Annotated in this window: 18 protein-coding genes and 2 pseudogenes; 8 read left to right on the top strand and 12 right to left on the bottom strand. The window is 73.2% G+C overall.

Annotated elements, in window-relative coordinates; all coding sequences use genetic code 11:
* Positions 1–19: 19 nt before the first annotated feature.
* A complete protein-coding gene (locus KRR39_RS00320) occupies positions 20–778 on the top strand; it encodes a class I SAM-dependent methyltransferase (RefSeq protein WP_216939861.1) in 759 nt (252 codons plus the stop codon).
* 4 nt (positions 779–782) lie between these two features.
* Here KRR39_RS00320 and KRR39_RS00315 read toward each other — a convergent pair whose 3' ends face one another.
* The 5 genes and pseudogenes from KRR39_RS00315 to KRR39_RS00300 all read right to left on the bottom strand — a co-directional run bounded on the left by KRR39_RS00315 (position 783) and on the right by KRR39_RS00300 (position 3,618).
* Positions 783–1,361, bottom strand: coding sequence for a DEAD/DEAH box helicase family protein (locus KRR39_RS00315; protein ID WP_216939860.1), 579 nt, complete (start codon positions 1,359–1,361; stop codon positions 783–785).
* 60 nt (positions 1,362–1,421) lie between these two features.
* Positions 1,422–2,207 (bottom strand): annotated as a pseudogene (locus tag KRR39_RS00310) (acyl-ACP desaturase); the annotation flags it as partial.
* Positions 2,206–2,352: a hypothetical protein gene (locus tag KRR39_RS24010; RefSeq protein WP_254185405.1), complete on the bottom strand. Its 147-nt coding sequence runs from the start codon at positions 2,350–2,352 to the stop codon at positions 2,206–2,208. The gene KRR39_RS24010 and the pseudogene KRR39_RS00310, both read right to left, overlap by 2 nt.
* Before the next feature lie 76 nt (positions 2,353–2,428).
* Positions 2,429–2,806, bottom strand: coding sequence for a VOC family protein (locus KRR39_RS00305; protein WP_216939859.1), 378 nt, complete (start codon positions 2,804–2,806; stop codon positions 2,429–2,431).
* Positions 2,803–3,618: a trans-aconitate 2-methyltransferase gene (locus KRR39_RS00300; protein WP_216939858.1), complete on the bottom strand. Its 816-nt coding sequence runs from the start codon at positions 3,616–3,618 to the stop codon at positions 2,803–2,805. The genes KRR39_RS00305 and KRR39_RS00300 overlap by 4 nt, the downstream gene beginning before the upstream one ends.
* 87 nt (positions 3,619–3,705) lie before the next feature.
* Between KRR39_RS00300 and KRR39_RS00295 the strand changes: the two genes are divergently transcribed.
* The 6 genes from KRR39_RS00295 to KRR39_RS00265 all read left to right on the top strand — a co-directional run bounded on the left by KRR39_RS00295 (position 3,706) and on the right by KRR39_RS00265 (position 10,214).
* Positions 3,706–4,200 (top strand): MarR family winged helix-turn-helix transcriptional regulator, encoded by a 495-nt coding sequence (locus KRR39_RS00295; protein ID WP_216939857.1) that lies wholly within the window; start codon positions 3,706–3,708, stop codon positions 4,198–4,200.
* Entirely contained in the window at positions 4,200–6,734 is a 2,535-nt protein-coding gene (locus tag KRR39_RS26450) for an aromatic amino acid lyase (protein ID WP_436972017.1), read from the top strand. The genes KRR39_RS00295 and KRR39_RS26450 overlap by 1 nt, the downstream gene beginning before the upstream one ends.
* Before the next feature lie 75 nt (positions 6,735–6,809).
* Positions 6,810–7,883 (top strand): ABC transporter ATP-binding protein, encoded by a 1,074-nt coding sequence (locus tag KRR39_RS00280; RefSeq protein ID WP_216939855.1) that lies wholly within the window; start codon positions 6,810–6,812, stop codon positions 7,881–7,883.
* Entirely contained in the window at positions 7,880–8,524 is a 645-nt protein-coding gene (locus KRR39_RS00275) for an ABC transporter permease (protein ID WP_216939854.1), read from the top strand. Before KRR39_RS00280 ends, KRR39_RS00275 begins: the two co-directional genes overlap by 4 nt.
* Entirely contained in the window at positions 8,521–9,264 is a 744-nt protein-coding gene (locus KRR39_RS00270; RefSeq protein WP_254185404.1) for an ABC transporter permease, read from the top strand. The genes KRR39_RS00275 and KRR39_RS00270 overlap by 4 nt, the downstream gene beginning before the upstream one ends.
* 23 nt (positions 9,265–9,287) lie before the next feature.
* A complete protein-coding gene (locus tag KRR39_RS00265; protein ID WP_216939853.1) occupies positions 9,288–10,214 on the top strand; it encodes an ABC transporter substrate-binding protein in 927 nt (308 codons plus the stop codon).
* 219 nt (positions 10,215–10,433) lie between these two features.
* Here the strand turns inward: KRR39_RS00265 and KRR39_RS00260 are convergent, their stop codons facing one another.
* From KRR39_RS00260 to rsmI, 7 genes and pseudogenes are all read right to left on the bottom strand, one after another.
* Positions 10,434–12,230: an ABC-F family ATP-binding cassette domain-containing protein gene (locus tag KRR39_RS00260; RefSeq protein WP_216939852.1), complete on the bottom strand. Its 1,797-nt coding sequence runs from the start codon at positions 12,228–12,230 to the stop codon at positions 10,434–10,436.
* Between the two features lies 1 nt (position 12,231).
* Positions 12,232–13,161, bottom strand: coding sequence for a 4-(cytidine 5'-diphospho)-2-C-methyl-D-erythritol kinase (locus tag KRR39_RS00255; RefSeq protein WP_216939851.1), 930 nt, complete (start codon positions 13,159–13,161; stop codon positions 12,232–12,234).
* The gene (rsmA, locus tag KRR39_RS00250; protein WP_216942238.1) at positions 13,158–14,045 is read right to left on the bottom strand and encodes a 16S rRNA (adenine(1518)-N(6)/adenine(1519)-N(6))-dimethyltransferase RsmA; all 888 of its coding nucleotides are present in this window, start codon (positions 14,043–14,045) and stop codon (positions 13,158–13,160) included. The genes KRR39_RS00255 and rsmA overlap by 4 nt, the downstream gene beginning before the upstream one ends.
* A gap of 20 nt (positions 14,046–14,065) precedes the next feature.
* Positions 14,066–14,926 carry a resuscitation-promoting factor gene (locus KRR39_RS25440; RefSeq protein WP_216939850.1) on the bottom strand — a complete coding sequence of 287 codons (861 nt, stop codon included), beginning with the start codon at positions 14,924–14,926 and terminating at the stop codon, positions 14,066–14,068.
* Between the two features lie 94 nt (positions 14,927–15,020).
* Positions 15,021–15,092 (bottom strand): annotated as a pseudogene (locus KRR39_RS25755) (ubiquitin-like domain-containing protein); the annotation flags it as partial.
* Positions 15,093–15,524: 432 nt separating this feature from the next.
* Positions 15,525–16,370, bottom strand: a complete 846-nt coding sequence (locus KRR39_RS00235; protein ID WP_254185403.1) for a TatD family hydrolase — start codon at positions 16,368–16,370, stop codon at positions 15,525–15,527.
* Positions 16,367–17,230, bottom strand: coding sequence for a 16S rRNA (cytidine(1402)-2'-O)-methyltransferase (rsmI, locus tag KRR39_RS00230; protein ID WP_436972016.1), 864 nt, complete (start codon positions 17,228–17,230; stop codon positions 16,367–16,369). The genes KRR39_RS00235 and rsmI overlap by 4 nt, the downstream gene beginning before the upstream one ends.
* Positions 17,231–17,287: 57 nt before the next feature.
* Here rsmI and KRR39_RS00225 point away from each other — a divergent pair, with 57 nt between their 5' ends.
* Positions 17,288–18,952 (top strand): dolichyl-phosphate-mannose--protein mannosyltransferase, encoded by a 1,665-nt coding sequence (locus KRR39_RS00225; RefSeq protein ID WP_254185402.1) that lies wholly within the window; start codon positions 17,288–17,290, stop codon positions 18,950–18,952.
* Positions 18,953–18,956: the final 4 nt, after the last annotated feature.

Below are 18,956 nucleotides of genomic sequence, written 5' to 3'. Positions count from 1 at the left end.
GGCGCCCTAGAGTCGGGACGTGACCTTCGACGTCACCGCCGACGCCTATGCCCGGTTCATGGGCCGGTTCTCCTCGCCCCTGGCCGAGCAGTTCGTCGACCTCCTCGGCCCCCGGCCGGGGCAGCGCGCGCTGGACGTCGGCTGCGGGCCCGGGGCGCTCACCGTGCCGCTGGTCGGGCTGCTCGGCGTCGACGCGGTCGCGGCGGTGGACCCGTCGGAGCCGTTCGTGGCGTCGGTGCGCGAGCGGCTGCCCGGTCTCGACGTCCGCGAGGCCGCCGCCGAGCACCTGCCCTTCGAGGACGACGCGTTCGACCTGGCGCTCGCGCAGCTCGTCGTGCACTTCATGGCCGACCCGGTGGCCGGCCTGCGCGAGATGGCCCGGGTGACCCGGCCCGGCGGGACCGTGGCGGCCAGCGTCTGGGACCACTCCTCCGGCGGCGGCCCGCTGTCCGCGTTCTGGGAGGCGGTCAAGGACCTCGACCCCGGCGCGCTCGACGAGTCCCGCCTGCCCGGGACCCGCGAAGGACACCTGGCCGCGCTGTTCGCCGAGGCCGGCCTGCCCGACGCGCGGCCGGGCGTGCTGAGCGTGCGGGTGGGGTTCACCGACTTCGAGGACTGGTGGGCGCCCTACACGCTGGGGGTCGGGCCCGCCGGTGCGTACGTCGCCCGGCTCGGCCCCGACCGTCGCGAGGAGCTCCGGGCGCGCTGCGCGCAGCGGCTGCCGGACGGCCCGTTCGAGATCGAGGCGTCCGCCTGGTGCGTGCGCGCCCACGCCTGAGGCGTCACAGCCCCAGCGCCGCCACGACCCGGTCGGCCACCTCGTCGGCGGAGAGCGTGGTGTTGTCGATCCGCAGGTGCTCGCACCCGTCGAGCACGTCCTGGCCCACCGTGCGGTCTCCCCCGGTGTTCATGACGTAGCTCTCCTCGAGCGCCAGCACGTTGCCGTGCGAGAACTCCAGGTCGCGCTTCGAGCGCTTCTCGGCGAGCCGCAGCTCGGTGCGGTTCCGGACCAGGCGCTCGGCCAGGTCGGCGTAGAGCTCGACGAACGACACGCGTCCGCCTGCGCCCTGCACCAGGTCGACGTACGACGAGACGAGGGCGCGGTCCACGTCGAGCTCGAGGCCCCAGACCATCGTGAACACCAGGCCGTCGAGGTCGGCGGCGAGGGCCTCCTCGATGACCCGGCGCCGGAACTCGTTCACCAGCCGGCCGAACGGCGGCGAGCCGAACTCGAAGATCCCCAGCACCGGCTCCACGGTCATGTGGTTGTGCAGCAGCTTGTAGCCGGTGCGGGCGGCCAGCGCGCGGCCCACCGTCATCTTCCCGACGGCGGGCGGACCGAAGACGAACACGAAGTGCATGCGCGATGGTCTCAACCGCGGCGCCCGCGGGCGACCGGTTATCCGACTCCCCGGGGAAGCTCAGCGCTCGGCGCGGGCGGCCATCCGGGCCTTCAGCGCGTCCCGCTTGTCCTCGAAGCGGAGCGCCTGCTTCTCGAGCTCGGCCATGAAGTCGGTCAGCTCGGTGCGGGCCCGCTCGCCCTCGGCGTCGAGGCCCTCGATCTCGAAGACGTTCCAGAACCGCAGCACGGGCGCGACCACGTCGTCGCGGTGCTGGCGGATGTCGTAGACGCCGGCGATCGCCATCTCGACGGCCTTGCGCTGGAAGCCGGCGATGTCGGTGCCGGGCATCGCGAAGTTCGTCACCACGTCGGTGATCGCGCGCATCGTCTGGCTGGGGTCGAGCTCCAGGGCCGCGCCGAGCAGGTTGCGATAGAAGACCATGTGCAGGTTCTCGTCGGCCGCGACCCGGGCGAGCAGCTGGTCACCGACCGCGTCGCCGGTGATCTTGCCGGTGTTGCGGTGCGAGACCCGGGTGGCCAGCTCCTGGAACGAGACGTAGGCCAGGGACCGGATCATGTCGTCGTGCAGCGCGGTGTAGCCGGTGGACATGTGGTCCATCCGGAGCCGCTCGAGCTGGATCGGGTCGACGGCCCGGGAGGTCAGCAGGTAGTCGCGGATCGCGATGCCGTGCCGACCCTCCTCCGCGGTCCAGCGGTGCACCCAGTCGCCCCAGGCGGCCTCCCGGCCGAAGAGCGTGGCGATCTCGTGGTGGTAGCTCGGGAGGTTGTCCTCGGTGAGCAGGTTGACGATCAGCGCGGAGCGCGCGACGTCGGACATCTGGGAGTCCTCGACCGTCCACGGGTCACCGTTGAGCGGGCCGTCGAAGTTGCGGCCGTCGCTCCACGGGACGTACTCGTGGGGGGAACCACTCCTTGGCCATCGACAGGTGCCGGTTGAGGTTCGTCTCGACCACCGGCTCCAGCTCGAGCAGCAGCTGGGTCGTGCTCATCGGTCCGCTCACTTCGTCTCCTCGCGTCGCTTCCTTCGACGGTAACCTACGCAACCGTAGGTAGCGAGGCTCGCCGTCAGAAAACCGCGAGCAGCTCTACCCGGTTGCCGTGGCCGTCGGCGGCGTGGAACCGGCGGTGCCCCGGGAACGTGTGCTCCTCGGTGCGGTCCACGACGAACCCCAGCCGCTCCAGCCGTACGCCGGTCGCGTCGAGCGCCGCGCCGTCCTCGAGCAGGAAGGCCGGGTGCGCCTTGCGGGCCGGCGTGAACCCGGTCTCGACCCCCACGTGCACCTCGACGCCGCCCCCGTCGGCGCCGCGGAACCAGCAGCCGCCCCGGGTCGCCAGCGCCGGCGGCTTGGGGACCTCGGGCAGCCCGAGGCCCTCGCCGTAGAACCGGCGGGCGAGGTCCTCGCCGCCGGGCGGGCACGACACCTGCACGTGGTGGATCCTCATCGCCGACCCGTCACTCGTGCAGCGGGAACACGCGTGTCGCGGTGCACGGGTGACGGGTGGGCGACGACGAAGACGCGGCGGAACGGCAGGGTGGTGCCGTGCGGACCGGGCGGGTAAGCCTCGCGCAGCAGCGCCTTGTACTCCTCGACGAACACCGCGCGCAGGTCGTCGGGCAGCGCCTGCAGCGTCGGGCGGGCGCCGGTGCCGCTGATCCAGGTGAACACCGGGTCCTCGCCGGGCAGCAGGTGCAGGTACGTCGTCTCCCAGGCGTCCACCTCCAGCCCGAGGTCGCGCAGCCGGTCGGCGTACACGCCCGGGTCGTGGGAGTGCGGCCGGGCGACGCCCTCGGTGAAGCCGGCGAAGCGCGGGTCCGCGGCCAGCTCGTGCAGCAGCACGTGGCTGGGCTCCCCGTGGTTGCCGGGCACCTGGAAGGCGAGCCAGCCGTCCGGGGCGACCTGCCCGACCAGGTCCGGGAGCAGGTCGAGGTGCCCGGGCACCCACTGGAGGGTGGCGTTGGAGAACAACACGTCGACGGGGCGCTCGGGCCGCCAGGTGCGCAGGTCGCCCTGCTCGCAGCGCACCCCGGGTACGTCGACCGCGCGCGCCACCATCTCCGGCGAGGAGTCCACGCCGACCACCTCGGCGGCCGGCCAGCGCTGCGCGAGCAGGGCGGTCAGGTTCCCCGGCCCGCAGCCGAGGTCGACGACCCGGGCCGGCGCGGCCGCACCCACCCGGGCGAGCAGGTCGACGAACGGCCGGCCGCGCTCGTCGGCGTAGACCAGGTAGCGGTCGGGGTCCCAGTGCTGGCTCATCGCGGCTCCCAAGTCTCTTGACGTCAAGATAACTCTGCCGTCCCCGGTCTCTCGATGTCAAGAATCTCGACGGCTATGATCGGCGGCATGCGTGACGAGGTCGACCGGCTCGTCGAGGCCTGGCAGCGGGAACGCGCCGACCTCGACCTGCAGCCGATGGAGGTGCTCAGCCGGGTCACCCGGCTGGGCCACCACCTCGACCGGGCCCGCCGGCAGGCCTTCGCCGAGCACGCCATCGAGTCCTGGGAGTTCGACGTGCTCGCGGCGCTGCGCCGGGCGGGCACGCCGTACGAGCTGTCCCCCGGCCGGCTGCTCAAGGAGACCCTCGTGACCAGCGGGACGATGACCAACCGCGTCGACCGGCTGGCCGCCCGCGGTCTCGTCGAGCGGCTGCCCGACCCGCGCGACCGGCGCGGGGTGCTGGTCCGGCTGACCGGCACCGGGCGCAGCACCGTCGACGGCGCCCTCGAGGGCCTGCTGTCGCGGGAGCGGGCGTTGCTCGCCGGGCTCGACGCCGACGACCAGCGCCGGCTCGCCGACCTGCTGCGCGCGCTGGTGGTCCCCTTCGAGCGGGAGGCGTGATGCGCGAGATCTGGCTGCGGTTCCTGTCCGGTCCCGACATCGACGGGCTCGGCCTGGGCAGCACCGACATCATCGACGCGGTGGAGTCGGTGGTGGCCGCGCACGGCCGGGGCGAGACGGTGTTCGAGCCGCGCGTGCACCTGGTGCCCGACAACGGCGGGGTGGGGCACTTCAACGTGCTGCGCGGGCACGTCTCCACGCTCGGCGAGCGCGGCGTGTCCGGCATCAAGGTCGTCGGCGACTTCGTGCCCAACTACGAGCACGGGCTGCCCAGCGAGCTCGGGCTGGCCACCCTCTACGACCCGCACACCGGCGTCCCGCTGTCGGTGATGGACGCCACCTTGATCACCGAGGCCCGCACCGGCGCGATGACCGCGGTCGGCGCCAAGCACCTGGCCCGTCCGGACAGCAAGGTGCTCGGCCACGCCGGCGCCCGCGGCACCGCGTTCTCCAACGTCACCATGCTCGACGCGCTCTTCGACCTCGACGAGATCCGGGTGGCCAGCCGGCGCGCCGAGTCCCGGGAGGCCTTCGGCGAGCAGCTGCGGGCCGCCACCGACACCCCGGTGCGGGTCGTCGCCACCGTCGAGGAGGCCTTCGACGACGCCGACATCCTGGTCGAGGCCACCCGGCTGACCACCCCGGCGCCGCTGCTGCGCACCGCTGCCGTGGAAGCCCGGTGCGTTCGTGGTGCCCTACGGCACGGTCAGCGCCGTCGAGCTCGACCTGCTCGACGTGATGGACAAGGTCGTGGTCGACGACTGGCGCGAGGCGCAGTCCGGCCGGTTCGGCGCGCTGCGTGCGCACGTCGACACCGGCCGGCTGAGCCCAGAGACGCTGTACGCCGAGCTGGGGCAGGTCGTGTCCGGGCAGAAGCCGGGGCGCGAGAGCGACGACGAGCGGATCCTGCTCTGGCACCGCGGCCTCTCGATCCTCGACGTGGCCGTCGCGCACCTGATCCTGCAGCGGGCCGAGGCGGTCGACGCCGGCACGATGCTGCGCTACCGATGACCGGCACCGTCCACGTGCGGGAGGCCCCCGACCTCGACGCCGCGGCCGTGCTCGCGGTGGCCGACGGCGCCCGGCTCCGGCTCGACCCCGACCTGCTGGCCGCGCTGCAGGTCTCCCGCGACCTGACGGTGGCGACGCTGACCGACGCCGGCCCGGTGTACGGCGTCACCACCGGCATGGGCCTCCAGTCACACCTCGCCGTGGGCGCCGCGGAGCAGCCGGCCTACCAGGGCGACCTGATGCTCGCGCGGGCCGTGGGCACGGCCCCGTGGCTGGACCGGCGCACCACGCGTGCCGTGCTGGCCACCCGGCTGCGCACCCTGCTCGACCCGGAGACCGGGATCTCCCCCGCGCTCGCGACCGCGCTGGTCGCGCTGCTCGACGCCGACGTCCTGCCGGCGCTGCCCGCCACCGCCAACGGCGCGGCCGGCGAGATCATCCCGCTGGCCCACCTGGGCGGGCTGCTCACCGGCAGCGGCGACGCGCTCGCGGCGGACGGCACGACGCTGGCGGCCGCGGACGCGCTGGCCCGGGCCGGCCTCGCGCCGTACACCTGCGGCACCAAGGAGGGCGTCGCGCTGCTGCAGGGCGTGCCGGTCGCCACCGCCCGCGCGGTCCTGCTCGCCCACGACGCCCGGGTGCACGCCGCGCAGGCGCTGGCCGTCGCCGCCGCGGAGGTCGCGGTGCTGCGTGCGCCCCGGGACCCGTACGTCGCCGCCCTGGCCCGCGGCGACGAGGTGCTGGCCGCGGTGCACGAAGGGCTGCTCCGGCTGGCCGGCGACGAGCCCGGCCCGCGGATGCTCCAGGCACCGGTGTCGTTCCGGGTCACCGGCCCGGCGATCGCTCACCTGCTGCGCAGCGCCCGGCACCTCGAGGACGCCGTCGACCGGTCGCTGGCCGCGGTCAGCACCTCCCCCGCGCTGGTCGACGGCCGGTTCCTCGGCACCGCCGGCTTCGACGGGTTCGACCTCGCGGCCTGCGCCGACGGCGTCCGCCTCGCGGTGCTGCACCTCGCCGAGACCGGTGCGGCGCGGCTGCACCGGATGCTCGACGCCCGGGTCACCGGCCTCGCCCCGCAGCTGTCCGCCGACCCCGGGCGGCAGGCCGGCCTGGTCGTGGTGCACAAGCGCGCGGTGGGCCTCGTGCACGCGGCCCGTCGTACGGCGGCACCGGCGTCGCTCGGCGCCACCGAGACCTCCCTGGGCCAGGAGGACGTGCAGAGCTTCGGCCTCGAGAGCGCGCAGGCGCTGCAGGACGCGCTCGCCGTGCTGCGCGACGTCACCGCCTGCGAGCTGCTCGCCGTCCACCAGGCGACGCTGCTCGGACCCGACCGGCCGCGCGGCTCCGCGACGCTGCAACTGGTGTTGCGCAAGGCTTCTGAGGTCCTGCCCGACCAGATAACGGATCGGCATTTCGGCCGCGACGTCCGTGCCATTGCGTTTGTGCTCGGCGTAGGTTGGGCACACGACGTACTCCACGCCCCCGCCGACGCGGCGTTCCACCCCGCGCGCGATACCCCCTGAATCCCTACCTACCCAGTAGATTATCTCTCGGTACCCGCGACACCCGGTGACGGACCCAGAAGTTCGGAGAGCTCGATGATCACGTTCGACGAGGTGACCAAGACCTTTCCGGGTGGGAGCGTCGCGGTCGACAACCTCTCGCTGGAGCTCCCGACCGGGCAGATCACCGTCTTCGTCGGGCCGTCCGGGTGCGGCAAGACCACCAGCCTGCGGATGATCAACCGCACCATCGAGCCGACCTCCGGGGTGATCTCGATCGACGGCGAGGACGTGTCGAAGCAGGACGCGGCGCTGCTGCGCCGCAAGATCGGCTACGTCATCCAGAACGCCGGGCTGTTCCCGCACCGCACGATCGTGGACAACATCGCGACGGTGCCGCTGCTCAACGGCGTGAACAAGAAGCAGGCCCGCGAGCAGGCCGCCGAGCTGCTCACCCGGGTCGGCCTCGACAGCTCGCTGGCGCACCGCTACCCCGCACAGCTCTCCGGCGGGCAGCAGCAGCGCGTCGGCGTCGCCCGGGCGCTGGCCGCCGACCCGCCGGTGATGCTGATGGACGAGCCGTTCAGCGCCGTCGACCCGATCGTCCGGGACGGGCTGCAGAAGGAGTTCCTGCGCCTGCAGGCCGAGCTCGGCAAGACCATCGCGTTCGTCACCCACGACATCGACGAGGCGATCAAGCTCGGCGACAACGTGGCGATCTTCCGCGAGGGCGGTCACCTCGCCCAGCTCGGCTCCCCGCAGGACCTGCTCGACAACCCCGCCGACGACTTCGTCGCGGACTTCGTGGGCCGGGACCGGGGCTTCCGCGGGCTGTCGTTCCTCACCGCCGCCGAGCTCGAGGTCGAGCCGGTCACCGCGTACGTCGACCGGCTGGACGCCGTACGCCTGGTGCTGGACGACGACGGCCGGCCGCGCGGCTGGTCGGTCGACGGGTCCGAGCGGCTGCGGCCGCTGCCCGGCACGTTCACCGGCACCGACACGCTCCGCCTGGTCACCGACCTCGCGATCACCTCGCCCGCCGGCGCCGCGGTCCGCGTCGACCGCGACGGGGTGGCCGACGGGATCGTCGCGCACGAGGCGATCGCCCGGCACCTCACCGGGCTCCGGCACGTCGGCAACGAGCGGGACCGGTCCCAGGCGGCCCGATGATCGACTACGCGGTGAACAACCGCTCCACGATCCTGGACGCGCTCGGCCAGCACATCTGGCTCTCGCTCGTGCCGGTGCTCCTCGGCACCCTGATCGCGCTGCCGATCGGCTACCTCGCGGTCCGCTACCGCTCGCTCTACCAGCCGATCGTGAACATCGGCGGGGTGCTCTACTCCATCCCGTCGCTGGCGCTGTTCGTGGTGATCCCGGCCGTCGTCGGCATCGGCGTGCTGTCCCCCTTGAACATCGTGATCGCGCTGACGATCTACACCCTCGCGCTGATGGCGCGGACCGTCGCCGACGCGCTGCTGTCGGTCCAGGGCGAGACCACCCGGGCCGCGCACGCGCTGGGCTACCGCCCGGTGCGCCAGCTGCTGGGTGTCGAGCTGCCGATGGCGCTGCCGGTGATGTTCGCCGGCCTCCGGGTCGCCACGGTGTCCAGCATCAGCCTGGTCAGCGTCGGTGCCTTCGTGGGCATCGGCGGCCTCGGCGCCCTGTTCACCCGCGGCCTCCAGCTGGACTTCATCGAGCCGATCCTGATCGGCATCATCTTGTCGGTGCTGCTCGCCGGGCTGTGCGACCTGGCCCTGGTGCTCACCCAGCGCCGGCTCACCCCCTGGACCCGGGTGGTGGCACGATGACCGCCGTCACGCCGATGATCAACTACTTCGGCTACCTCCTCGACGGCGCCAACTGGGCCTGGTCGACGAGCGGCTCGATCCCGCACCTGCTGCTCCAGCACATCGAGTACACCCTGGTCGCGGTGCTGATCAGCGCCGCCATCGCGCTGCCGGTCGGGCTGCTGATCGGGCACACCAACCGGGGCGCCTTCCTGGCGATCAACATCGGCAACGCCGGACGCTCGCTGCCGACCTTCGGGCTGCTGAGCCTGATGGTCACCCTCGTCGGCATCGGCACGCTTCCGGTGCTGGTGGCACTGGTCGTCCTGGCCGTGCCGCCGATCCTGGCCGCGACGTACGCCGGGATCCGGTCGGTCGACCGCTCGGCGGTGGACGCCGCGGTGGGCATGGGCATGCGGCCGACGCAGGTGCTGTTCCGCGCCGAGGTGCCGATGGCGCTGCCGCTGATCATCAGCGGCCTGCGCAGCGCCACCCTGCAGGTCTGCGCGACGGCCACGGTCGCGGCGTACGTCGGCTTCGGCGGGCTCGGCCGGCTGTTGATCGACGGGCTGAGCTTCAACGCCTACGACCAGGTGTTCGCCGGCGCCGTGCTCGTCGCGCTGCTCGCGATCGCCTTCGACCTGCTCGGCGCGGCCACCGAGCGCGCGGTCGTCTCGCCCGGCATCCAGAGCCGCGGCACCCGGCGCACCCGTCCCGCGCCCGCCTCACCCCCAGCCCGCACCGCCGGCACCTCCCGCTAGCGGCCAAACGAAAGGTTCCACCCATGCCCAGGAAGTCCAAGCTCATCGCGATCGCCGCGGTGGTGGCGGCGGTCCTGCCGCTCAGTGCCTGCGGGGGTGACCCGACGAGCGCTGGTGGCTCCGGCTCGTCCGACTCCTCGACCATCACCATCGGCTCGGCGAACTTCCCCGAGAACGAGCTGCTCGCCGAGATGTACGCCCAGGCCCTGGAGGCCAAGGACGTCAAGGTCAACCGCAAGTTCAACATCGGTGCCCGCGAGCTCTACCTCAAGGCGCTCGGCGACGGCTCGATCGACATGATCCCGGAGTACAACGGCGCGCTCCTCGCAGCGCTGTCCGAGGGCGGGACCGTGCCGAACGACGTCAGCACCCCCGACGAGGTCTACGCGGCCCTGCAGAAGGTGCTGCCCAAGGGCACCGAGACGCTCGAGCAGTCGGCCGCCGAGGACAAGGACACGCTGACCGTCACCTCGGAGACCGCCAGCAAGTACAACCTCAAGACCATCGACGACCTCAAGCCGGTCGCGAGCAAGCTGGTGCTCGGCGCCGGCCCGGAGTTCGCCAAGCGCTACCAGGGCGTCGTCGGGCTGGACAAGCTGTACGGCATCAAGTTCAAGGAGTTCAAGCCGCTCGACCCGGGCGGCCCGCTCACCAAGGCGGCGCTGAAGAAGGGCGACATCCAGGTCGCCAACATCTTCTCCACCGACTCCACGATCGAGACCGACCACCTGGTCGTGCTCGAGGACACCAAGAACCTGTTCCTCGCGCAGAACATCGTGCCGGTGATCCGCTCCTCCAAGGTCGACGACACCGTGAAGTCCGCCGTCAACGAGGTCTCCAAGGCGCTCACCACCGAGGACCTGACGAAGTACCTCGCCGAGGTCGCCGTCGACAAGAAGGACTCGGCCACCGTGGCCAAGGAGTTCCTGGACGCCAACAACATCGGCTGACCAGCTCACCCCGAGCCGGGTCTTGGTTCACCCCGAGCCGGGTCTTGGTACACCCCGAGCCGGGTCTTGGTACACCCCGAGCCGGGTCTTGGTACACCCCGAGCCGGGTCTTGCGAGACGCAAGGCCCGGCTCGGCTTTGTCCCGGGCACGACTCGACCTGTTGCCGGGCCCGGGTCGGCCTGGTCCTGGACCCGGGTCGGGCTTGTCCCGGGCCCGGGTCAGTCGAGGAGGGTGGCGGCTTCGAGCCACTGCTCCTCGAGGTCGGCCTTCTGCTCGGTCACCTCGCGCAGCTGTACGTCGACCGCGGCGAGCCGCTCGTAGTCGCTGGCGTGCTCGACCATCTCGGCGTGCAGCGACGCCTCCCGCTCCGCGAGCCGGGAGAGCTGCTTGTCGAGCCGGGCCACCGCCTTGCGGGCCTCCCGCAGCTCACCGGCGGACGCCGCGGGACCACCCGGACCCGGGGCCGACCCGGCCGCACGGGCCGCGTCGACGGACTCGGCCAGCGCGGCGGCGCGGCGCTCGAGGTACTCCTCCACGCCGCGCGGCAGCATCGAGATCTGCCCGTCGCCGAGCAGCGCCCAGGTCGAGTCGGTGACCCGCTCCAGGAAGTACCGGTCGTGCGAGACGACCACCAGGGTGCCGGGCCAGCCGTCGAGGAAGTCCTCCAGGACGGTCAGCGTCTCGATGTCGAGGTCGTTGGTGGGCTCGTCGAGCAGCAGCACGTTGGGCTCGGACAGCAGCAGCCGCAGCATCTGGAAGCGCCGCCGCTCGCCACCGGAGAGGTCGCCGATCCGGGCGGTGAGCCGGTCGCCGGTGAAGCCGAACCGCTCCAGCATCGAGGAGGCGGTGATCTCCCCGGCGGAGCCCGCCAGCCGGGTCACCCGCTGCACCTTCTCCACCGAGTCGAGCACCCGGTCCGAGGGGTCGAGGTGGTCCAGCGCCTGGGTGAGGTGCTCCAGCGCGACCGTGCGGCCCTGCCGGACGCGTCCCCGGGTGGGCTCGAGCTCCCCGGCCACCAGCCGCAGCACCGAGGTCTTCCCGGCGCCGTTCACGCCGACCAGGCCGACCCGGTCGCCGGGCCCGAGCCGCCAGGTCGCGTGCGAGAGCAGCTGCCGCTCGCCGCGCACCAGGTCGGCGTCCTCGAGGTCGATGACGTCCTTGCCGAGCCGCTGGGTGGCGAACCGCTGCAGCTCGAGGCGGTCGCGCGGCTCCGGCTCGTCCTCGATCAGGGTGTAGGCCGCGTCCATCCGGAACTTCGGCTTCGAGGTGCGTGCGGGCGCCCCGCGGCGCAGCCAGGCGAGCTCCTTGCGCATCAGGTTCTGCCGCCGGGCCTCCGACGCCGACGCCTGCCGCTGCCGCTCGGCCTTGGCCAGCACGAAGGCGGCGTACCCGCCGTCGTACACGTCCACGACCCCGTCGTGCACCTCCCACGTGGTGGTGCAGACCTCGTCGAGGAACCACCGGTCGTGGGTGACCACCACCAGCGCGGACGTACGACGGGCGGCGGACCGGGTCAGGTGGTGGGCCAGCCAGGCGACGGCCTCGACGTCGAGGTGGTTGGTGGGCTCGTCGAGGACCACGAGGTCGTGGTCGCCGAGGAGCAGCCGGGCCAGCGAGCAGCGCCGGCGCTCGCCTCCGGAGAGGCCCTCGACGACCCGGTCGAGGGAGACCCCGGCGAGCAGCACCTCGACGACCTCGCGGGTGGACGGGTCGGCGGCCCACTCGTGGTCGGCGCGGCCCTCGAGCACCGCGAGCCGCACGGTGGCCTGCGGGTCCAGGTCGTCGCCCTGGGTGAGGTACCCCAGCCGCAGGCCCCGGTTGCGGGAGACCCGGCCCTCGTCGGGCTCCTCGAGACCGCCGAGCAGCTTGAGCAGGGTGGTCTTGCCGTCGCCGTTGCGGCCCACGACCCCGATCCGGTCGGTGGCGCCGACGCCGAGGCTGACGTCGTCGAGGAGCGGGCGCACGCCGTAGGCCTTGTGCACCCGCTCGAGGCTGACCAGGTTGGCGACTGCCATCTCAGACCCGTCCGTCGTCGGTGGTGACCACCCGGGCGCCGTGCACCGGACCGGGGGCGAAGGACACCGGCCCGAGGTCGAGGGACCGGAGTCCCCCGGCCACCTGGACGGCGTGCGAGCGGCCCTCGCACAGGAACAGGCAGCTGGGTCCGGAGCCGGACACGATCGCGCCGTGCGCGGACTCCAGGCGGCCCTGCTCGAGGGCCCGGGCGAGCTCGGGCCGCAGCCGGAGCGCGGCGACCTGCAGGTCGTTGGACAGGCTGGCGCCGAGCGCCGCCACGTCGTGGACCCGCAGCGCGGTCATCAGGGCGTCGGGGATCTCCGGGTCCGGCACCGAGCTGCCGTCGCGCAGCACGTCGAACTCGTCGTAGACCGACGGCGTGGACAGGCCGCGCTCGGACTCCAGCACCACCCACCAGTACTCCCCGACGGTGATCAGCGGCACCACCACCTCGCCGCGGCCGGAGCCGATCGCGGTGCCGCCGACCAGCGCGAACGGCACGTCGCTGCCGAGCCCGGCGGCGATCCGCATCAGCTCGGCGCGCGGGGTGCCCAGGCCCCAGAGGTGGTCCAGCGCGAGCAGGGCGGCAGCCGCGTCGGCGCTGCCGCCGGCCATCCCGCCGGCGACCGGGATGCCCTTGTCGATCGCGAGGTGGGCGCCGCGGCGGATGCCGCCGTGGTGCTCGCGCAGCGTCCGGGCCGCGCGCACCGCGATGTTGGTGTCGTCGAGCGGGACCCCGTCGACGGGGATCCGCGGTTGCGCGGTCACCGAGACGGTCAGGTCGTCGGCGTCGGTGACCGTGACCCGGTCGTAGAGCCCGATCGCCTGGTAGACGGTCGCCAGCGGGTGGAAGCCGTCGGGGCGCCGCGTCCCGACGCCCAGCGACAGGTTGATCTTGGCGGGGGCGGCGGCGGTCACGGCGCCGCTCATGCCTGCACCCCCAGCGCCAGCCCCTCGGCGATCAGCGCGAACTGCTGCACGCCGATGGCCTCGCCGCGGGCCATCGGGTCGACGCCGGCGTGCGCGAGGGCGGCCTCCGCCGCGGCGGCCGAGCCGGCCAGGTCCTTGAGCGTGGAGCGCAGCATCTTGCGGCGCTGGGCGAACGCGGCGTCGACGACCCGGAACACCTGCTCGCGGGTCGCGGAGACCGCCGGCGGCTCCCGGTGGGTCCAGGCGACCAGGCCGGAGTCGACGTTCGGCGCCGGCCAGAACACCGAGCGGCTGACCGACCCCGCCCGTCGTACGTCGGCGTACCAGGCGGCCTTCACCGACGGGACGCCGTAGGTCTTGGAGCCGGGGGGCGCGGCCAGCCGGTCGGCGACCTCGGCCTGGACCATCACCAGCCCGTGCCGCAGCGAGGGCAGCAGCGCCATCAGGTGGAGCAGCACGGGCACCGACACGTTGTAGGGCAGGTTGGCGACCAGCGCGGTGGGCGGCGGCCCGGGGATCGCCTCGACCCGGAGCGCGTCGGCCTCGACGACCTCGCAGCGGCCGGCCAGGTCCGGCGCGTACGCCGCGATGGTGGCGGGCAGCGCCCGGGCCAGCACCGGGTCGATCTCCACCGCGACGACCCGGTCCACGGACTCCAGCAGCGCCAGGGTCAGCGAGCCGAGGCCGGGACCGACCTCGAGGACCACGTCGTCGGGGCCGACCCCGGACGCGCGCACGATGCGGCGCACGGTGTTGGGGTCGATGACGAAGTTCTGGCCCCGCTGTTTGGTGGGCCGCAGGCCGAGCTCCTCGGCCAGCAGACGCACCTCCGCCGGCCCGAGGAACCTCGGACCGGCGGAGGGGATGTTCTCGTCGGCCACCACGCAGGCGACCCTATCCGGGATCAGCCTCGAGCCCCGCAGACCGGCCAGGCGCCGTAGCCGCCCTCGGCCGCGCGGACCTTCTCGGCGATCGCGATCTGCTGCGACCGGCTGTTCTGGTCGGGACGGCCGGAGCCGCCGTACGCCGCCCAGGTGCCGAGGTTGAACTGCAGGCCGCCGTAGTAGCCGTTGCCGGTGTTGGCGGCCCAGTTGCCGCCGGACTCGCACGCGGCGATCCGGTCCCAGGCGCTGCCGTCGCCGGAGTAGCTCGGCGTGCTCGGCGCGGGCGCCGGGCGGTCCTTGGTGCCGACCTCGACGATCGCGGCGACCGGACGGCGGACCAGGCTGGAGCGCAGCACCTTGCGGCTGACGGCCTCGCCGTTCTTGAAGGTCACCTTGTAGACCACCGCACGGGCGCCGGAGCGGCCGGCGCGGACGGTGCGCGACTGGTCGGTGTACATCGAGGAGTCCTGGCGCTTGACGCTGTCGAAGCCGACCGGCTGCGTCGTACGGCGCTGGGCGACCCGGACCTTGGTCAGCGTCAGCTTGTCGCCGTCGTCGAGGACGGCGTCGAGGCCGGGCTTGACCTGGTCGTTGGAGTCGGCCTTCTCGCCGAGCTCCTTGAGCGCGTCGCCGACGGTGAGGGCGGTCACGGTCTTCTTGCGCGCCTTCTCGCCGCCGAGCTTGACGGTGAGGGTCTTGGGGGTGACGACAGCGAGGTCCATGCCGGAGCGGCTGATCTCGGTGCCGCGGCTGGCGGACATGTCGGCGTCGCCGAAGCGGAGGCCGATCTGGTCGAGCGCGGCGGACACGTCGGTGGCGGTCACCCAGTAGCGGTTGCTCTTCCCGTCGACCTTGACGTCGAGGGGGCGGCCGTACCGCACCGCGATGGTGGCGCCGTCGGCGACCGACGAGGAGGTGCCGGGGGGCGACCACGTCGTGGTCCCCGACGGAGATGTGCTGGTCCCTCAGCACGTCGGCGACGTTGTCGCTGAAGGTGCGGACCTCCTGGGTCTTGCCGTCGACCGACAGGGTGACGGTCTTGCTCATCGCGGCGTAGCCGACGGCCGTGGCGGCGACCGCCACGACGACGGCGCCGACCAGGACGGCCAGCGCGGCCCTGCTCCTGCTCAAGTGTGCGACTGTGCTCTGCACGCTGCTCCCATGATCGGGCTCTCCGGGCCGCGGGAGCGACAGCGCGACGTCCGCGGCCGGGTCGGCCCGCACAACGAAGCGGCCCTCGGCGCGCCCCGGACGACGTTCTCCGGGGGTCACGCACAGGGGCCCTGTGGCTGTCGCCCGAGAACTTCCCCGCTCCCGGCCAACAAGCACATGACCATACGGAAGCCCCACCGGAGCACCAAATGTCCTGCCAGGATATGTACGAGTTTGCGGGCTTTCATGGTGCCGGAGATCACCCCGACGGGCGTGGTGGCCTAGTCAGGTCGGGCTACCTGGGGTGGTGCCCGCGGGCTACTCGGATCACCAGGTGCCACCGAACGCGGCCTCGGTGTTCGCGTCCACGGCCGCGCACAGCTCGGCCAGGTCCTCGCCGCGGGTCTCCGCCATCGACCGCATCGTCAGCGGCACGAGGTACGACGCGTTGGGCCGGCCGCGGTAGGGCATCGGCGTGAGGTACGGCGCGTCCGTCTCGACCAGCACCCGGTCCTGCGGCACCACCCGCAGTGCCTCGCGGAGCGGCTCGGCGTTCTTGAACGTCACGGTGCCGGCGAACGACAGCCAGCCGCCGCGGTCCAGGCAGGCCCGGGCGAACCCGGCGTCCCCGGAGAAGCAGTGCATGACGAACCGCTCGGGCACGCCCTCCTCGTCGAGGATCCGCAGCACGTCCTCGTGGGCGTCGCGGTCGTGGATCACCAGGGTCCGGTCGAGCCGCTTGGCGAGGTCGACGTGCCGCCGGAAGGACAGCTGCTGGGCCGCCCGGCCGTCCTCGCCGGTCCGGAAGTAGTCGAGGCCGGTCTCGCCGACCGCGCGGACCCGGTCCCCGGCGGCCAGCGAGGCGATCTCCTCCAGGGCCGCGTCGAGCTCACCGGCCTCGGCCAGCAGCGGCGCCTCGTTGGGGTGCAGCGCGACCCCGGCGACCAGCGCGTCGTGGGCGCTCGCCGCCTCGACGGCCCAGCGCGCACCCGGCAGGTCGCAGCCGATCTGCACGATCCGGGTGACGCCCACCGCGGCGGCCTGCGCGATCGCCTCGCGGGTCTGCAGCCAGGAGCCGTCCGGCCCGTCGGCGATGTCGAGGTGGCAGTGGTTGTCGACCACCGGGTGCGGCAGCGGCTCGGGCACCGGCGGCCTGCTGCGGTCCCGGCTCACGAGCCCGGCACCTGCGGCTTGTGGACCGCGTCGTAGACGACCCGCTTGGGCAGCGCGGCCCGCCTGGCCACGTCGAGGATCGCCTCCTTGCGGGTGGCGCCGGCCTCCTCCTCCTCGGCGACCAGCGCGGCCAGCGACGCCGGGTCGGACGGGACGTCGACCGCCGTGACGTCGCCCTCCACGACGATCGTCACCTCTCCCCGGACCCCGTCGGCGGCCCACGCGGCGAGGTCGGCGAGCCCGGCCCGTCGTACCTCCTCGTGGGTCTTGGTCAGCTCCCGGCACACCGCACCACGCCGGTCGGCGCCGAACGCCTCGGCCATCGAGGCCAGCGCGGCCTCGGTGCGGTGCGGCGCCTCGAAGAACACCATCGTCCGCTGCTCGCCGCGCAGCGCGGCCAGCCGCCGGCCGCGCTCGCCGGCCTTGCGGGGCAGGAAGCCCTCGAAGCAGAACCGGTCGACCGGCAGCCCGGAGACCGCGAGCGCGGTGAGCACCGCCGACGGGCCGGGCACCGCGGTGACCGTGATGCCGCGCTCCACCGCGGCCACCACCAGCCGGTAGCCGGGGTCGGACACCGACGGCATCCCGGCGTCGGTGACCAGCAGCACGCGCTGGCCGGCCTCGAGGGCCTCGACCAGCACCGGTGTGCGGGCGGACTCGTTGCCCTCGAAGTAGGACACCACCCGCCCGGTCACCGTGACCCCGAGGTCGGTGGTCAGCCTCCGCAGCCGGCGGGTGTCCTCGGCCGCGACGACGTCCGCGGTGGCGAGCTCGTCGGCCAGTCGCGGGGGCGCGTCGGCGACCCGGCCGATCGGGGTCGCGGCCAGCACGAGCACGCCGAGACCCTCGTTGTCGTCCACGCCGCGATCATCCCGCACGGACCCGGCGGGCGTGCGCGGGGTACGTACAGTGGCGCCGTGACCGTCGTGGACCAGCCGCCCCGCCGTACGACGGGGCTCTCCACCACGGCCGACGCCCGGCGGGTGCCGAGCGCCCGCCGTCGGCTCGCCCCCGCGCTGCGCGACGACGACCGCTTCGTGGCCTGGGCCGCGACCGTGGCGATCACCCTGCTCGCCGGGTTCCTGCGGCTGTGGCAGCTCGGCCGCTCCAAGGCGTTCCTGTTCGACGAGACCTACTACGCCAAGGACGCCTGGTCGCTGTGGCACCACGGCTACGTCACCGGCTACGTCCCCGACGCCAACGAGAAGATCCTGTCCGGCCGGCTCACCGGCCTGTGGACCGACTCCCCCAGCATGGTCGTGCACCCCGAGGCCGGGAAGTGGCTGATCGCCCTGGGCGAGGAGGTCTTCGGGATGACGCCGTTCGGCTGGCGGTTCGCCTCGGCCGTCGCCGGCACGCTGATGGTCGCGGTGATGATCCGGCTGGCCCGGCGGCTGACCGGCTCCACGCTGCTCGGCTGCGTCGCCGGCCTGCTGCTGTGCTTCGACGGCCTCGAGCTCGTGCTGTCCCGGCTGGCGCTGCTCGACATCTTCCTGGCGTTCTTCCTGCTCAGCGCGGTCGCCTGCCTGGTCGCGGACCGGGACTGGGGACGGCTGCGGATCGCCCGCCTCGTGCCCGGCGACTTCCGGGCGACGGCCTCGGACTGGGGCCCGGTCCGCGCGCTGCTCTGGCGGCCCTGGCGGCTGGCCGCCGGCGTCTGCTTCGGCCTGGCCTGCGCGACGAAGTGGAACGCGATCTTCCCGCTGGCCGCGTTCGGGGTCCTGGTGTGGACGTGGGACGCGGGCGCCCGGCGGGCGATCGGGATCCGGATGCCGCGGCTCCGCTCGCTGGTGGTCGACGCGCTGCCGGCGTTCTGCTACCTCGTCCTGGTCGCCCTCGTGGTGTACGTCGCGAGCTGGACCGGCTGGCTGCTGCACGCCGACGTCTACGAGAAGGCGCTGTCGGACACGCAGTACGGCCCCTACTGGGGCAGCTACCTCAAGCACGACGTGCACGGCTTCTTCCCGCACCTCGAACGGTCCCTGCGGTCGTTGTGGCACTACCACCACGACGTCTACGCCTTCCACACCAAGTTCCTCGACGGCGCCAAGCACACCTACCAGTCCACCCCGCAGGGCTGGCTGATCCTGAACCGTCCGGTCGGCGTGCAGGCCGACCTCGGCATCAAGCCCGGCGAGCAGGGCTGCACCGCTCCGGCCGGCAGCACCTGCCTGCGCCAGGTGCTGCTGCTCGGCACCCCGGCGCTGTGGTGGGGCGGGGTGCTCGCACTGGTCTATGCCGTCTTCGGCTGGCTGGGCAAGCGGGACTGGCGCTTCGGCGTCGCGGTCGTCGGCGTCCTCGCCTCCTGGCTGCCCTGGATCCCGAACGACGACCGGCCGATCTTCTCCTACTACGCGGTGGCGATCATCCCCTTCACGATCCTCGCGATCGTGCTCTGCCTGGGCACGATGATCGGCGGTCCGCGGGCCTCCGACCGCCGCCGCATGTGGGGGACGGCGGTCGCCGGCGCGTTCGTGGTCCTGGTGATCGTGAACTTCGCGTGGTTCTGGCCGATCTACGTCGGCGACCTGATCACCACCCCGCAGTGGCTGGACCGGATCTGGTTCAGCCGCTGGATCTGAGCGG

The organism is Nocardioides panacis, assembly GCF_019039255.1.
Classification (GTDB): domain Bacteria; phylum Actinomycetota; class Actinomycetes; order Propionibacteriales; family Nocardioidaceae; genus Nocardioides_B; species Nocardioides_B panacis.
Note: the sequence above shows the minus strand (reverse complement) of the source record. Positions and strands in the feature narration are given on the sequence as shown.

What these genes read in the sequence shown, in the direction of transcription:
- KRR39_RS00315 (WP_216939860.1), bottom strand. Translation starts at nt 1,361, where the DNA reads ATGCACTTCGTGTTCGTCTTCGGTCCGCCCGCCGTCGGGAAGATGACG.
- KRR39_RS00305 (WP_216939859.1), bottom strand. Translation starts at nt 2,806, where the DNA reads ATGAGGATCCACCACGTGCAGGTGTCGTGCCCGCCCGGCGGCGAGGAC.
- KRR39_RS00295 (WP_216939857.1), top strand. Translation starts at nt 3,706, where the DNA reads ATGCGTGACGAGGTCGACCGGCTCGTCGAGGCCTGGCAGCGGGAACGC.
- KRR39_RS00280 (WP_216939855.1), top strand. Translation starts at nt 6,810, where the DNA reads ATGATCACGTTCGACGAGGTGACCAAGACCTTTCCGGGTGGGAGCGTC.
- KRR39_RS00270 (WP_254185404.1), top strand. Translation starts at nt 8,521, where the DNA reads ATGACCGCCGTCACGCCGATGATCAACTACTTCGGCTACCTCCTCGAC.
- KRR39_RS24010 (WP_254185405.1), bottom strand. Translation starts at nt 2,352, where the DNA reads ATGAGCACGACCCAGCTGCTGCTCGAGCTGGAGCCGGTGGTCGAGACG.
- KRR39_RS00300 (WP_216939858.1), bottom strand. Translation starts at nt 3,618, where the DNA reads ATGAGCCAGCACTGGGACCCCGACCGCTACCTGGTCTACGCCGACGAG.
- KRR39_RS00260 (WP_216939852.1), bottom strand. Translation starts at nt 12,230, where the DNA reads ATGGCAGTCGCCAACCTGGTCAGCCTCGAGCGGGTGCACAAGGCCTAC.
- KRR39_RS00265 (WP_216939853.1), top strand. Translation starts at nt 9,288, where the DNA reads ATGCCCAGGAAGTCCAAGCTCATCGCGATCGCCGCGGTGGTGGCGGCG.
- KRR39_RS26450 (WP_436972017.1), top strand. Translation starts at nt 4,200, where the DNA reads ATGCGCGAGATCTGGCTGCGGTTCCTGTCCGGTCCCGACATCGACGGG.
- KRR39_RS00255 (WP_216939851.1), bottom strand. Translation starts at nt 13,161, where the DNA reads ATGAGCGGCGCCGTGACCGCCGCCGCCCCCGCCAAGATCAACCTGTCG.
- KRR39_RS00275 (WP_216939854.1), top strand. Translation starts at nt 7,880, where the DNA reads ATGATCGACTACGCGGTGAACAACCGCTCCACGATCCTGGACGCGCTC.